We start from the raw sequence: 15,993 nt of genomic DNA, 5'->3' as shown, positions 1-15,993 counted from the left end.
TTGTGACGATAATTGTATTAACATAACTCAATTTATAACCAAAATTCTTATTAATGAAAAGATGGAAGAAGATTAAATCTCGTCTAGGAATTTTTATGTTTCTAATGACGGCAACTTGTTTTGCAGCCATTGCTCAACAAGTTCGGGTACAAGGAAAGGTCTCCTCAGAAAATGACGGTACAGCTTTATCAGGCGTCACGGTGAGTGTTTTGGGAGGCACTCTTCGCGTATCTACGGACGGAAATGGTCGATATGTACTAAATACCAGTAAAACGGCAACATTAGTATTTAGTAGTGTCGGCTATGCCCGCCAGGAAATTTCCTTGATCGGAAAAAAAATAGATGCCAACAACACCATCACCTTAGATGCTCAAATCAAACTAAACGAAAATGTTATTGATGATGTTGTTGTTACGGGTTTTGGACAACGTGAAAAAAGAGCGTCTGTCGTCGGCTCGGTAACCACAATTAATCCCAAGGAATTAAAAGGACCAACAAGTAACCTGACAACGATGCTTGCGGGAAGGGTTGCTGGTATGATTGCCTTTCAACGGAGCGGTGAGCCTGGATCTGACAATGCCAATTTCTTTATTCGGGGACTTGGAAGTTTCGGAACTGGAAAACAGGACCCGCTGATTCTTATCGATAACATCGAGTCCTCACCTACCGACATGGCCCGTTTGCAACCAGACGATATCGCGAGCTTTTCTGTGCTCAGGGATGCCAATGCAGCAGCCATGTACGGTGCCCGCGGGGCAAATGGTGTTGTACTGATCACAACGAAACTGGGGAAAGAAGGTGCTACAAAATTCGAATTCCGCACCGAAAGTAATATTTCTACGAATACACGCAATTTTAAATTTGCAGACAACATCCGCTATATGGAAATGGCCAACGAGGCTTATTTAACTAGACCAGCAGATGCCGCCAGCGGACAAGGACTTCCCTATTGGCAGAACAAAATTGATCACACACGAGCCGGAGACAATCCGCTACTGTATCCAAATAACAATTGGATTGACCAACTCATAAAAGACTACACATTAAACCAGCGCAACAACTTAAATATCAGTGGAGGTGGAGCAAAAGCAAAGTACTATCTGTCGGGAACCTATAATATCGATAATGGTATTTTAAAGATGAATGGAATCAACAATTTCAATAACAATATCAAGTTAAAAAATTATTCAGTACGTTCGAATATTGATATCAACTTTACGCCTACTACGGTTGGTATTGTACGGGTATACGCGCAATTTGACGATTACAATGGACCTATAGGTAGCACAGATGAAAACGGGAGCCGTATCAACGGCGGAGCAGCTACGTTCAGACGGGCAATATGGTCGAATCCTGTCATGTTCCCCGCGATCTACCCGTCTTCGTATATGCCTTATATGAATCATCCTTTATTTGGTAATGCACTCAACAGAAATGGTGGTTTATTTGTGAATCCGTATGCGGAAATGGTCCGTGGTTATCAAGAATTTAATACCTCTACGATAATGCCACAGATTCAAATTAATCAAAATCTGAATGCGTTGATTCCAGGTTTGAGTCTTACAGCGATGACTTATCTAAAACGTTATGCCTATTTTGAAGTAAATCGCAAATATAACCCTTTCTATTACACGGCGTCTGCTGATGCCTATGGCGATTTAAGTCTCCGTGTTATGAACGATGGGTCACTGGGATCGATCGGTACGGTCGGTACCGAATACCTCGATTATTCGGAATCTGCAAAAGAAGTCAACTCGATGTTTTATGCGCATGCAATTGCAAGCTACAATCATGCTTTTGGAAAGCACAACGTAGGAGCCACAGTTATCGGTTTAGTTCAGAATTCATTGAGTGGGAATGCCGGAAACTTGCAACTCTCGCTGCCTTCACGTAACATCGGTCTTTCTGGTCGCTTTTCTTACAATTTCGATGATCGTTATATTGCCGAATTCAACTTTGGTTACAATGGTTCGGAACGCTTTGCCAAAAATCGTCGCCTAGGTTTTTTCCCTTCCTTTGGGCTTAGTTACAATATATCCAACGAAGCATTTTTTGAACCTGTCAAAGACGTCATCTCAAAACTGAAAATTCGTGCAACGCATGGTTTTGCCGGCAACGACCAGATAGGCCGTTCGGAAGATCGCTTTTTCTATTTATCGGATGTAGATATGAACGCTTTTCCTGTCGGATTTGGTGAACTTTCGGGCTACAACAGACCAACTATTGCCATTCGTCGTTATGCCAACCAGGATATCACTTGGGAACGATCACGGCAGACAAACTTAGGACTCGAGTTAGGCCTGTTCAAAGACCTTGAGCTAAATGTAGATGTATACAAACAGGTACGTAGCAACATTCTCACTGGACGATCTTATATACCGAGTACTATGGGACTTCGTGCTCCTATTGTTGCCAATACGAATAAAGCCGAAAGTAAAGGAGTAGACCTTACGCTCAATTATAACAAAAATTTCGGTGACAGCTGGTACATTCAGGGACGGGGAACGATGACTTACGCCGTGAGCAAAAAATTGATTGTGGATGAACCTGCTTACAAAGAGGCTAGCCGCTATACGGTAGGAACTTCAGCATCCCAAGAGTTTGGTTACATCGCTGAGCGTCTATTTGTGGATGATCAAGAAGTACTGAATTCTCCGGTACAGTTCGGAAAACCAGGCTTGGATTATCTTGGAGGAGATATCAAATACCGTGACGTCAATGGCGATGGACAGATTACAGACCTAGACCGTGTCGCGATAGGTTACCCAACGACACCTGAAATGATCTATGGATTTGGTGGTACTGTGGGTGGAAAAGGCTTAGACTTCAGCTTTTACTTTCAAGGTTCTGCACGCTCTTCTTTTTTCATAAATTCTGAGAATATCTCTCCTTTCTATTTAAATGGTGGTTCACAAAATGGCCTTTTACAGGTCATTGCTGATAGCTATTGGAGTGAGGAAAATCGCAATCTTTATGCCTTCTGGCCTCGCCTAAGTGAAAACATTATTGCAAATAATAATCAAAGAAGTACCTGGTGGATGCGCAGTGGAGCTTTCTTGAGATTGAAAACAGTCGAAGTCGGCTATACTTTTAAAGAAAGTTTGATGAAACGTATCAGGGCAAAAAACCTACGGGTTTATGCCAATGGAATGAATTTATTTGCCTTAAGCTCCTTTAAGATGTGGGATGTCGAAATGGGAGGAAAAGGAATAGGCTATCCGATTCAGTCCGTTTACAACATTGGTTTACAACTGGGCTTTTAATGTTAACTACAACCGAGAAATAATGAAAAATAAAAATATGAAAAAGACAGCGACCTATTTAGCATGCCTCTTGTTTAGTGCTTTTGGTGTTTCTGCCTGCAAAGATTATATCGACGTCGTTCCGGATAATGTGGCGACAATTGACAACGCCTTTTCCTTGCGAAATGAAGCTGAGAAATTTCTCTTCACTTGTTATGCATGGTTACCAAATAATTCGGATGCTCAAAGCAACATTGGATTTCTTGCTGGCGACGAAGTCTGGCTACCTGTCGCCCAACGTGAAATCTATCCGGCTAACAACTGGCGAATCGCGCGCGGCGGGCAAAATGTCAACCAACCTCTTGTAGACTCCTGGAGAGGTGGCTTATGGACCGCTATCCGAGATTGCAATATCTTTTTGGAAAATGTTTCTGATCTATCCAAAGTACCCGATCTCTCAGTTGATGATCGTTCGCGATGGATTGGAGAGGTATTGTTTCTAAAAGCGTACTACCATTATTTGTTATTCCGTCAATATGGTCCAATTCCTGTGGTTGAAAACAATATATCACTTGATGCAAACCAGTCGGCTGTACGCGTAGAACAACGTCCTGTAGATGAGGTTGTCAATTATATCGTTACTTTGTTAGATTCCGCAGCGCAAAAAGCTGTCCCCTTAATTATTCCGAACAAAGCAGCAGAATTGGGCCGGGTGACTAAACCCATCATTCAGGCTGTAAAAGCTGAAGTATTGCTCACTGCGGCAAGCCCATTATTCAACGGAAATACAGATTATCAGTCCATGCGAAATAGCAAAGGTGAACAGCTTTTCAATCCTTCATACGATGCCTCAAAATGGGCCAAAGCTGCGGAGGCCGCTAAAGTAGCAATTGAATCTGCCGATGCAGCGGGTATCCGCTTCTTCCCTTTCAATAAGGCTGAATATGGGCAGTTTAAGATGAGCGATGCAACAGCAAAGGTGCTAGGTATTAATTTAGCTTTCAATGAGCGCTGGTCTGCTGAACACATTTGGGCAAACCCTAATTATCAGGCATGGAATATACAGCGAGACGCGATGCCGCTGTTAACTCCAGAGGCAGTGGTCGGTACAGCAAGGCAGCATCTCAGCGCACCACTGAAAATTGCAGAAATGTTTTATACAAAAAATGGTGTACCCATCAACGAGGATAAAACGTTAGACTTTAACGATAAGTCAACCTTACGTGTGGCCACCTCTGCAGATCGCTACTATATCAAAGAAGGATATACCACGGCACGTTTAAACTTTGACCGCGAGCCACGCTTTTATGCTGACTTGGGTTTTGACGGTGGTATCTGGTTTAAGTTTGATACTAAAAGCCTCTCAGATGAGGATACTTACTATGTGCAGGCAAAGTTAAATCAGCCTGCCGGCGCGAATAACCATGGATGGATCAATGAAACTGGATATTTTCTTAAAAAGTTAGTCAATTGGGAGCAAGCATTTAGCAGCAACGGAGTCAGTTATAAGTCCTACCCTTGGCCGAACATGCGGTTAAGCGACATCTATCTGATGTACGCAGAAGCATTAAATGAGGCAAATGGTCCTTCCAATGAAGTATACACGTATTTAGACCGCATTCGTGAACGTGCAGGAATCTCTGGAGTACTATCTTCTTGGAGTCAATTTTCTTCAAACCCTGACAAGCCGACAACAAAAGAGGGTCTTCGCGAAATTATCCAACGCGAACGCATGATCGAATTGGCCTTTGAAGGAAAACGTTATTGGGACTTAAGACGCTGGAAATTGGCCGTTAAATACTTCAACCAAAACATTACCGGATGGAGTGTAAACCAAGAGGTCAGTGCAGATTACTACCAGATAAGAACCTTATTTCAGCAGACATTTGTAGCGCCTAGAGATTATTTCTGGCCAATTGCTCAAGGCGAATTAACCGTAAATCCTTCATTGACACAAAGTCTTGGATGGTAGCCCTTTTCAATTTTATCCTTAAAGTCATAACGAAATGAATATAAACAGAAAACTGATGCAGGCTATATTTTTCTTCTGCATCTTATTCCAAAACTGTAAAGAAGAAATTCAGGTTGCCCCTGTCGTAAACAGCGCAGCACCAGGTCAAGTGAGTAACGTGAAAGTCGAAAACTTGGCTGGGGCCGCACGGATTACCTATACCTTACCAAAGGATCAGGATCTATTATATGTCAAAGCTGTCTACCAATTAAAATCGGGCAAAGAAATGGAGGTAAAATCCTCCTACTATAACAACTCACTGTTGGTGGAAGGTTTTGCAGATACAAATCCGCATCCAATTAAACTCTATGCCGTAAATAGAAGTGAAGTCAGTTCGGCGCCGATAGAAGTCTCCGTAACTCCTTTAGAAAACCCGATCTGGAATACTTTCCGAAGTTTGGAGGCCATTCCAGCTTTTGGTGGCATTCGGATCACGGCTGAAAACGAGTCGGAAAAAAATCTAACGGTGATGGTGATGGTTGACTCCTTGGGTGAATGGGTGCCTTCTGTCGATAATATCTACACCTCCGCAAAACAGATTTCACGTACGATCCGCGGTTTTGCTCCTAATCCCAAACAATTTGCGATTACCGTGAGAGACAAGTACATGAATTTTACTGATACACTGGTCACCACCTTGACACCGCTGTTTGAACAGCCACTTCCAAAATCGAGGTATACTGCAGTTACATTACCGACGGATTCTAAACAACAATATTCTTCTACGGGACTTTCCAAAATGTGGGATGGAGACAATATTAACTGGCCCAACATATCGTTGACTGATGTCACTGTGAACGGCCCACAATGGGTTACATTCGATACAGGTACGCTGGCCAAAATGAGTAGGGTTGTCATCTGGGACTATCCAGAATATACGAATAATGGCCGCATGTACTATTATGGGGGTAATGTGCGATTTTTCGAAGTATGGGGCTCCGACAATCCTCCTTCGGACGGAAGCTGGAACAACTGGACGCGTTTGGGTACATTTGAAAGCAAAAAGCCCTCTGGATTACCTATGGGACAACAAACAGATGAAGATTACCAACTCGCCAATGCGGGTTTAAGCTTTGACTTTGATGTCAGTGCGCCAAAGGTGCGTTATCTGCGCATCAAGACTATTAAAAATTGGCAAGGATCTTCTTTTATGTCCATCGCCGAGCTACAGGTTTATGGCGATCCACGTTAAGATCACTTTTTTATTATCAATTAGACTATGATGAAAGTACCACATATTAAAACATTCTTTATCATGCCCTTGCTTAGCATGGCCATGCTTTCTTTCCTTTGCTGTTCAAAGAGTGATGATTATAAAAAGTACCTGGAAGGCGGTGAAATTTCTTACACCGGCAAAATTGATTCCGTAAAGGTCTTCTCGGGTAAAGAGCGCGTCTATATTACTGGATTATTTATGGCAGACCCCAAGGTGGAGCGTCTCAAAATATACTGGGATAATCGGCAAGATTCGACTGAGGTAAAAGTCAATCGTACAGCAGGCGTAGATACCTTAAAAATTTCGCTCAAGATAAGCGAAGGGGTACACAATTTTGAACTTATCACCTACGACGCCCAAGGCAACAAGTCGCTAAGTGTATTTAAGACTGGCGTGTCTTATGGTGAACGATTTAGTTCAGGTCTTATCAACAGACCAATGTATGCTGTTGATTATTTCGCAGGAGATCAAAAAACCACGATCAATTGGGGGGGGATCGATCTGACCAGCGGTGCTCAGTTTACGGAAGTGGAGTATACCAATACTTCAGGTAAATTGATTATACAAAGAGACTCCATTAAACTTGGCAAAAGCATTTTAGCAGACTTTATGCCTGGCAAACCACTGCGCTACCGTACATTATTTGTTCCGGATTCCTTAAGTATCGACACATTCTACACCAATTATTCCGCAAATATATCACCAAAAGAGGTCTATCTAAAAAACATGAACTTTCCTTTCGAGACTTCGGCCATGGGCGGCGATCGCTGGGGTACACCGGCTGTGTGGCTTGTGAATGATGCGGCAAAGAACTTCAAGACAGCTGACGGCAAATATTATGGCGGAATTGAGATTCGGGATAAAAAAGCCTGTTTATCTTTGGAAGCCGGTTGGTGGCAATGGGCCTCACCCTCACCCAACTTAGCGCCGATAGTTAATGGTAAGATCTATCAAACAACCAACCTACAGCCCGGAAAATATCGTTTTACAGTCTCAAAGATTGACAAAGGCAGCGCCGGTGTCGTTCACCTCATCGCCGCAAAAGGCAATGCCTTACCCGATCAATCCGCCTTGAATACAGCCTTAGGCTTTCAAACCCTATCTGGAAGCAGTGCAATATTCGAATTTACCGTAACAGAAGCGGGACCTGTAACCTTAGGTTTTCTAGGAAACATGAATGGAACCGCTTCAGACGGCTCTTATTTTAAAGTCTCTGGCAATATGATCTTTGAAAAATTATAACCAAAATAGATGAATAGATTAGTTTATTATGTCTTTTTTACAGCCTGCACTTTAGCAGGTTGTAAAAAAGCTACTCCCGAAAGCAGTATGGTAAAGCCTACGGAAAAAACAGATGATAGCGCGCTTGCTGAGCTTGGTAAACTGGCTTTTTCCAATATCACCACTACAGGTGCTATGATTACAGGAAAAGTGCTCAACAAAGGTGGTGCACTTGTTACCAGTCGTGGCATCTGCTGGAGTAAAGATCCGAATCCGACAATCGACAATAATCCGATGGAAGCAACTTCCAGTAAAGGTTCTGGTGAATTTAGTGTGGCACTAACATCCCTTGCCCCCTCGCAAACATACTACATTAGACCTTACGCCAAAAATAAGGGCGGAATTGCTTACGGCGAACAACAGGTATTGACCACTGCCGATATACAATCGGTTACCTTTGGCACTAATCCGATCTTTATTGTGGGATCATCAATGGCTTATTATGACGTCAATATAATCAGTAGCGGCGGTGGCGCCATTACGGAAAGAGGGATATGCTGGAGCCTACAGGAACAACCCACCTTAAATGATCACAAAGTGACGAACGGTTCGAAAGGTACTGGAAAATTTAGAATAGGTATACTCAACCTTAATCCAAGCACGAACTATCATTTACGCGCTTATGCGATCAATGAAACCGGTGTAAGCTACGGTCCAGATATTGCGTTCCATACGATTGCTAAGGGTAAAGTAACCTATACGTTTAATAAAGCCGATAACCCTACGGCCCAACAACTTGCTGCTTATCAACGATTGCAAGTGGCCCTTGACAGTGCGGTGTGGTATGTCAATAATTATACTTCTGCTACCAAACACATTTATCTCAACTACGACCCAGGCGTGCCGACAGCCGACGCTAACAATGAGGGTTGGATGCGATTTGGTTCGGGTGAAGGGTACCAAAACATACGTACCATGTTGCATGAGATGAATCATACCTTCGGTACTGGAACGACAAGTTGGTGGTCGCAGGCCATTATAAATGGCAAATACAGTTTAGCAAACGCCAACAAAACACTAAAAATGATCACTTTAGACGAATCAGCTGTACTAAGTGGCGATAGCATGCATTGGTGGCCTTATGGCTTAAATCAAAATTCAGAAGTCAGTTCTAGTTGGGACTACGTCTACAATTGCCTGATCATAGAAGCTATGCGGAAAGACGGTATGACCAGTCACAGTGGAGCTTATCAATAGCAAGCTAGCTGTATAAAAAGAGCAGAAAAACAGGATTTCTCATGAAAGTTACTGTTTTTCTGCTCTTTGATTTTTAGATAATCCGTCACATTTAGCTCTTATTATCAGGCAAATTTCCGAGGTGGCTGTATCGCTTTCGGTATTCTGAGGGCGAACAACCAAAGATTTTGGAAAAATGCTGTCTAAAATGTTTGATATCCTTAAAACCTACTTGATAAGCGGTTTCATTAATATTCGTTTTATTATTAATCAGCAACTGCGCGGCGCGGCGCATCCGGATATAGCGGATAAATTCATTGGCAGATTTACCTGAAATAGACTTTATTCGTCTATACATATTGGAATGGCTCATGCCTAGCTCCTCGGCAAGCATTTTTACCGTAAAATTTTCATTCAACAAGTGCTTTTCAACCACAGCTATAGCCCGTTGAAGAAAATCTTTAAAGGCCGTCGGAACCTGATGATCTTTCGACTGCAACGTGATCTCACTGTAAAAATAGGTATGCAATCTATTTTTGTTTTCTATCAAACTTTCCACACGTGCCACGAGTAACTCTTTATCAAAAGGTTTAACGATATAGTCATCTGCTCCAACTTCGATCCCTTTTAATTTAACATCAAAAGACGCACTTGCAGTTAACAAAATAATAGGGACATGGCTGCGCTTTGTATTGCTCTTCATATGTTTGCAGAGATCGATTCCAGAGTCTCCACCCATCATGATATCACTGATGACGATACTTGGTTCTATTTTTTCTAACACAGTTATTGCCATTTCTGCACTGTCTGCTTTAATAACCTGATATTTGTCAGAAAAAACTCCAGCAATATAGTTTAACATATCTTCATTATCATCTACAATTAGTATTTTCTCCTGCATATCATCTTCATACCACTCGTCAAGTGGTTGTCGTTTTTTTGGATAGATTGAAGGTGTATGCTCAAGCTTATCTTCTTCCGCAGAAGAAAGATATCCATAAGCAGCCTGTTGTAATTCGACCGTTGGCTCCACCGTCGCTGAGCTGACCTGATGAATCGGCAATCGTATTGTAAAAGTAGCTCCAGCTTTTGGATTTGCAGTATATTCCAATTTACCTTCGTGCAGCGTAATAAATTTTTTCACAAAAAACAGTCCTATTCCAAAACCATCTGCGCTTTGGTTGAATAGGTTAAAATTACGTTTAAAAGGTTTAAAAATTTCTTCTGTTAAATGTGTTGGATAACCCTGTCCAGAATCGATGATATCACAGATCAATTCGCTTTCTAGGCGCCTCACTCTAACAGCGACAGATCCTCCTTTGTCTGTATATTTAAGCGCATTTTGAAGTAAATTGATGAAACAGATCTCCAGTTTTTCATAATCTGCATCTACAGTTAGTTTTTCAATAGCTGTTTCAAATGAGTACGTGATATTTCGAGAACTGGCCAATTGCCTAAAGGACTCAAAGGCGTCTCGCCAAACCTGTATAATGTCAAAAACCTTACTGTCGAGTTCGTCTAAATTGCCATCGGATTTTCTAAACAAAAGAAGTTTATCCGCTAGGTTTAACAATCGCTTGGAATGATTGTAAATAGACAGTAGCTCGTCTGATTCTGTCATATTCTTTTTTGACTTGACGACAATATCTTTGATCGGATTTACAATAAGGGTCAATGGAGTCCTGATCTCGTGGACAATATGGGTAAAAAATGCCAGTTTATCTTCGAGTAATTCGTGTTCTTTATCACGTTCAAACTCAGCAGTCTTTACTTTATAGAGCAACAACGCTTTATTCTCCCTATACCTATTATAAAAAAAGAGTACCGCAGCGACTAGCAAAAAGTATCCTAGATATGCCCAAAAACTTCGGTACCAAGGAGGCAAAACTTCTATATCGATAATTCGTTCCGCCGGATTCCATTCGCCATTTGCATTGGTTGATCTAATATGTAATTTGTATGTTCCTTCTCTGAGATTAGAATAATAGGCTGTACGCTGTTTATTGACGTAATTCCAATCTTTGTCCCAGCCTTCCAAATAATAGGCGTAGTCGATCCTATCCGAAAAACTAAAGTCTAATGCTGCATAGGAAAACGATAACACAGCCTTATCAAATGGTATTTTTAGATGCTTCACATCGTTTAAAGGAATTTGCTTCTCCTGCCCACTTTGGTCATATGGTATATTATCGATACTTAATCGGGTCAATTTTAATGAAGGAAAACTGGTCTCAAATAATACATCTTTCGGTCTAATGATATTGAAACCACGGATACCCCCAAAAATCAACTGATCATCGTGCAATTTGATGGCAGCATTGTAATTAAATTGGTTACTTTGGAGACCGTCTGACTGGTAGAAGTTTTGAAATGTCTTTTTTCGTAAATCCAATTTGGAGAGTCCGTCGAGTGAAGATATCCACATGTTACCTTGTGCATCCTGTAAGCCATTTAACAACGTATTACTAACAAGTCCATCCTTTTCGGTATAGCGCTTATAGTTCATTGTATTTAAGTTCAGATGTAAAAGTCCGCCCCCTTCAGTGCCAAGCCAGAGAAAGCCATTTTCTGTTTGTTGGATAAAACGAATTGGAGTACCGATCTGATAACTCTTGTATTTCATCGTACGTAAGTCCAGTCGAAATAAGGAATTCCAGGATCCCATCCACAAGGTAGCATCCTTATCTTCGTAAAACGTCAACACGTCAGTTATTGGTAAATCGAGATATTTAAACTGATCTGTGATGGTATCTAAGCGATAGACATTTCCATTGGCAAGGGTTGAAGCCCAAAATGTACCCCTACTGTCTTTAAATAAACGCCATACAGCATTATTTGCGTAGGGCGTATTCGGATAGTAACAGCTATAATGCTTTATTTCGCCTGTTTTTGCGTTTAATTTTACAATTCCCATATCATAGGTTCCAATCCACAACTGGTCATTTTGATGCTGAATCAAGGATGTTATAAAAGAAGGTTTGCTCTGCATAGGAGCTGAATAGGTATAATTAACCAAATGGCCTTCTGCTATACTCCATTTATATAATCCATCCCCGTCAGTTCCTATCCAAATATGATCTCGATCGGCCTGTTCAAATGATAAAATAAAATCGGTAGTATTTACCCGTTGGCTATTGGGAATAAGTTTAAATGATTGAAATCTTCTTTTTACCGGATCCACAATATTGACCCCACCCCTTAGGGTGCCAATCCAGATCCGATCATCTTTATCTTCCCAAACAGCAAACACAGATCGGCTGGTTAATTGTTTTTGGTCAAATCCAATATACTCTTCGAAAGTTTGTGTTGTGGTGTTAAATTTTTGAATGCCCGCACCATCGGTACATATCCACAGCTTTTTGTCTTTTCCAAAATAAAGGTTAACGATAGCTTTTCGATAAGTATCGTAACTATATCGTTCAACCACGCCCGTTTTTATATGATAACAACTAATTTTCTGATAATTGGCAAACCAAACATCTCCAATCGTTGACACAGCCATTGTCGTCGACTGGAAATCACCTTGTTTTACAATTGAAAAACTGTTCTTTTTGCTATCATAATAAGCCAAACCAAGATGATCTATTATTGCCCAAATTCCAGCATCAGCTGCTTTGCAGATAGCCGAAACACGATAGTCGAAATCCTTTTGGCCAGCGTATTGTAAAGGTATCCTACTCGCGATACTTCCATCCTTCGTTTCCTCAATTTTAAAAAGCCCTTTAGATCCGCCTTGTAAAAATAACTGACCTAGCATATCCTTCTCTATTTGATGGATCGGAAAATTTAGAAGTTTATTTTCTCTCTGCGAATGCACCAACACTTGCTTACAAACTGAACGATTGGCATCTATGACTGCCAATCCACTTTTGGTCGCTACATATAACTGAGCGGAAGCACTTTCGGCAATCGCGGTTACACGATTGTCGGGAATTGTATTATTAGATAATGGGTCATTTTTAAAAACTTTAAATTCATATCCATCGTAACGATTCAGTCCATTGGATGTTCCAAACCACATAAACCCATCCCTATCCTGAAAGATAGCCGTTACAAAATCGTTTGAAAGTCCTTTATCAATGCCTAAATAAGCGATAGATGATTGGCACCATACAACATGAATCGGCAAGAGGAATCCGAGAAGGACCAAGTAGACGTTTTTCATAAGAAGATTATAATTGTTTTAGTGACACTTAATTTACAAAAAAAAACGTTGATCGACAAATTCGAAATACGATATTTATGATTCGATCTGCGCGCTCTTAGGTCGATGTGGTAATTGGGCGCTGGTAATGGTCTAAATACCGCTATATTATCTTATTTTTTTCGCCAATACAAATGAAAAAAGCGAGGATAAGACCTCGCTTTTTATCGATCTGTTGATAACAAAGTCCGATTTTATCGGACTCGTCCATTCATAATCTTACCTATAAAATACATTCGGGATAGGTTTATACCTACCCTTAAATCCGCTGCGACAACTTCTAAGAGGTATTACTTCAATCTCTGTAAGCGTTCTTTCGCTGACGGAACAATATCATCATCCTTCTCATAGTTTTCAATAACACTTTTCAATGTACTCTTTGCCTGGAAAGTATTGCCTTTGCGCGCATAAGCATCTGCAAGCAATATAAAACTCTTGGCTACCCAATATTCTTGTGCTCCCCTATTGTTGATAACGTCAAAAGCAGTTTCCAATGCTTTATCGTATTCCTTACTATCATATTGCAATAGCGCCACGCGGTAACGCGCCTCTGCGCCAGCAGCTGACTGGCTTTTCAGCGCAGCCAGGTTGAATTCTTTCAAGGCAGAAGCTACGTTCTTTTCTTTCAGTAAGGATCTTCCGTTGTATAAATGGGCTTTGGCAATTTCCTCCTGAGTTGCCCCCGCATAATTCTTGATCAAATTCACGTATTTGGCCACCTGTTCCATATCACCAAGTTCGAAATAACACACCATCAGGTTGGTTACCGCATACCCATAGTTCTTTTTATACTCCTCATTGAGTTCTAATTTTTTCAGGTGCACAATAGCCTCATTGTATTCCTTGAGGCCTAGATATAAAGCCGCCACTGTTAACAGGGTATTCTCCGTATACTTACTCGTCCAGTCGTTCAGTATCATATTCAGATCGTGCAGCGCTTCCTGCGGGTGGCCTATACGGTAAGAACTTACACCGCGGATGTAACGCGCGAATTTCTCCTGTTTAGGTTTTGGAAATTTGTCGAAATAAGCGTTGATAGCTTCCACAGCTGCACCATACTCACCCCGGGCAAAGAGCGAATGGGCTGCCTGGAAAGCCATATTATCCTGCTCTGCAGGACTCAGATTTCCTACATTAGTACCTACGGCGTAACGAATATAGCTCGAAGCGTCTCCCTGATCAAGGTAAATATTTTCAATAAAACGCATAGCCTGCTCCGCCTCAGCAGTTCTGGCATATTTCTCCACTACTTTTTGGAACGTAACTTTAGCTGCTTCGGGTTCATCATTGTTGTACTGCACAAGCCCAATGGTCATTAGGGCGCGAGGAATATAACTACTACGGGGGTACTTTTCAATCATACCTTGCAATCCTTTGAGTGCATTATCATAATCTCCCATCGTAAAATAGGTATAAGGGATTTCAAAGGCGGCATCATCCGCATAATTAGAAGAGGGGAATTGCTTCAGCACGGAACGTAGCGTACTCATCTTCTTTTCATTATCGCCTTGCAGACCAAAGATGATACCACGTTGGAAAAAGGCATAGTCCTGATTAGGCGCTTTGCTGTTGATCAGCTGGTCATAATATTTGTTTGCCCGGCTGTAGTCGCGCAGACAAAGATACGAATCACCCAGTCGGGCGATGACGTCATACCGTATATCCTGATCTACTGTACTTCCACCGGCAGTTAGAAAGCGTTCAAAATAATCTGCCGCCAACGCAAAACGATTATTTCGATAGGCTGCATAAGCAAGTCCATAATTGGCATAATTGTATACTTCACTATTCCGAGCAGCGGGCAAACCTAGGAACCTGGAAAAGTTTTCTACTGCTTCCCCGAATTTGCGGACTTCGTACATTGCCTCAGCCTTCCAATAGGTGGCAAGTGCAGCCATCTCAGCATTTGCTGGAAACTTTTCCGATCGCATAAACATCGATATGCTGTTTTCGAAAGCGCGCTCGTTATAAAACTCCAGTCCGCGGTAGTAGGTTACCTTTTGATAGATCGCATTGACCTCTCGCCCGCGCTCTTTAAGCGATTCCAGCATACTGACGCCGGCATGGAAGTTGGTGGTCCCACGTAGAATTTCAGCGGATAGTGTTTCGGCACTTTCCTTTCCTTTTAAACCCGGATCGACAGGTTTCACTTCTTGGGCAATATATTTTTCAAGGACTCTTTGCGCAGCTTGGGTAGAATCCATTTCGAGCAGAACTTTGGCATAGTTAAACAGCGCATCGGCTTTCACCTGTCGATCGAGGTCTAATTTTGTCACTTTCACAAAGGCATCTCGGGCAGCTTGTTTGTTGCCGGTTTCCAAAGCAATGTGGCCTAAAGTCATAATTGCACCCTGATAAAAGGCGTCCGAAGATTTCATTGCCTCCAGCATACCGCTTGCTCTTTTGTATTCGCCGGCTCCATAAGCCAGGTAGCTGATGCGATAATTATCAATATTACTTTGCGATGCGTCTGGATGACGTTTCATCAATTCATGATAATACGCTTGTTTATATTTTTGCTGCGCTAAATAAGTGGTGGTAGCGATCTGACGTAATTCTGTCTCTATAGCGTCGCGATTGATACGCTTCATATCTGGGCTCCGACGTACTTTGACGGCATCGGCCAGCATAGGCCGGTAGTCGCGTACAACCTCAATGGAATCCATCGTCTGAACTTCTCCGCTACTTCTTTGCTCAATGTGTTGCGGCTTCTCTTTTCTATCTTTCTGCTGTTTCTCTACTTCCTGCGCATAACCCGTAGCCAGCAAAGCCGAAAGCGTCCCAGTAAACAGGTATTTTAGGTAATTATGACCGATTCTTTCTTTCAATATCATTATTCATCCGTATTTCTGAATTTTTCCAA

7 protein-coding genes are annotated in these 15,993 nt (G+C 41.8%); 5 read left to right on the top strand and 2 right to left on the bottom strand.

The features are described 5' to 3' along the window. The first annotated feature begins 53 nt into the window (after nt 1-53). Genes B2W36_RS10555 through B2W36_RS10535 form a run of 5 tightly spaced genes read left to right on the top strand, consistent with a single transcriptional unit; the run spans nt 54 to nt 8,947 of the window. Nucleotides 54-3,263, top strand: coding sequence for a SusC/RagA family TonB-linked outer membrane protein (locus tag B2W36_RS10555; protein ID WP_293887681.1), 3,210 nt, complete (start codon nt 54-56; stop codon nt 3,261-3,263). 22 nt (nt 3,264-3,285) lie between these two features. Continuing rightward, complete coding sequence (locus tag B2W36_RS10550; RefSeq protein ID WP_293887680.1) at nt 3,286-5,214, top strand: RagB/SusD family nutrient uptake outer membrane protein; 1,929 nt, start codon at nt 3,286-3,288, stop codon at nt 5,212-5,214. A 34-nt stretch (nt 5,215-5,248) separates the two neighbouring features. Further along, nucleotides 5,249-6,445 (top strand): DUF5000 domain-containing lipoprotein, encoded by a 1,197-nt coding sequence (locus B2W36_RS10545; protein WP_293887679.1) that lies wholly within the window; start codon nt 5,249-5,251, stop codon nt 6,443-6,445. A 27-nt stretch (nt 6,446-6,472) separates the two neighbouring features. Beyond that, nucleotides 6,473-7,711 carry a DUF4998 domain-containing protein gene (locus B2W36_RS10540; RefSeq protein WP_293887678.1) on the top strand — a complete coding sequence of 413 codons (1,239 nt, stop codon included), beginning with the start codon at nt 6,473-6,475 and terminating at the stop codon, nt 7,709-7,711. Nucleotides 7,712-7,720: 9 nt separating this feature from the next. Continuing rightward, nucleotides 7,721-8,947, top strand: a complete 1,227-nt coding sequence (locus B2W36_RS10535) for a hypothetical protein (protein WP_293887677.1) — start codon at nt 7,721-7,723, stop codon at nt 8,945-8,947. A gap of 91 nt (nt 8,948-9,038) precedes the next feature. Here B2W36_RS10535 and B2W36_RS10530 read toward each other — a convergent pair whose 3' ends face one another. Continuing rightward, the gene (locus tag B2W36_RS10530) at nt 9,039-13,091 is read right to left on the bottom strand and encodes a hybrid sensor histidine kinase/response regulator transcription factor (RefSeq protein ID WP_293887676.1); all 4,053 of its coding nucleotides are present in this window, start codon (nt 13,089-13,091) and stop codon (nt 9,039-9,041) included. A gap of 329 nt (nt 13,092-13,420) precedes the next feature. Continuing rightward, entirely contained in the window at nt 13,421-15,964 is a 2,544-nt protein-coding gene (locus B2W36_RS10525) for a tetratricopeptide repeat protein (RefSeq protein WP_293887675.1), read from the bottom strand. Nucleotides 15,965-15,993: the final 29 nt, after the last annotated feature.

Source organism: Sphingobacterium sp. UBA3549, from assembly GCF_002376635.1.
Taxonomy (GTDB): Bacteria; Bacteroidota; Bacteroidia; order Sphingobacteriales; family Sphingobacteriaceae; genus Sphingobacterium.
The sequence above is the reverse complement of the archived record's forward strand: the minus strand, read 5'-3'. Positions and strand labels throughout refer to the sequence as shown.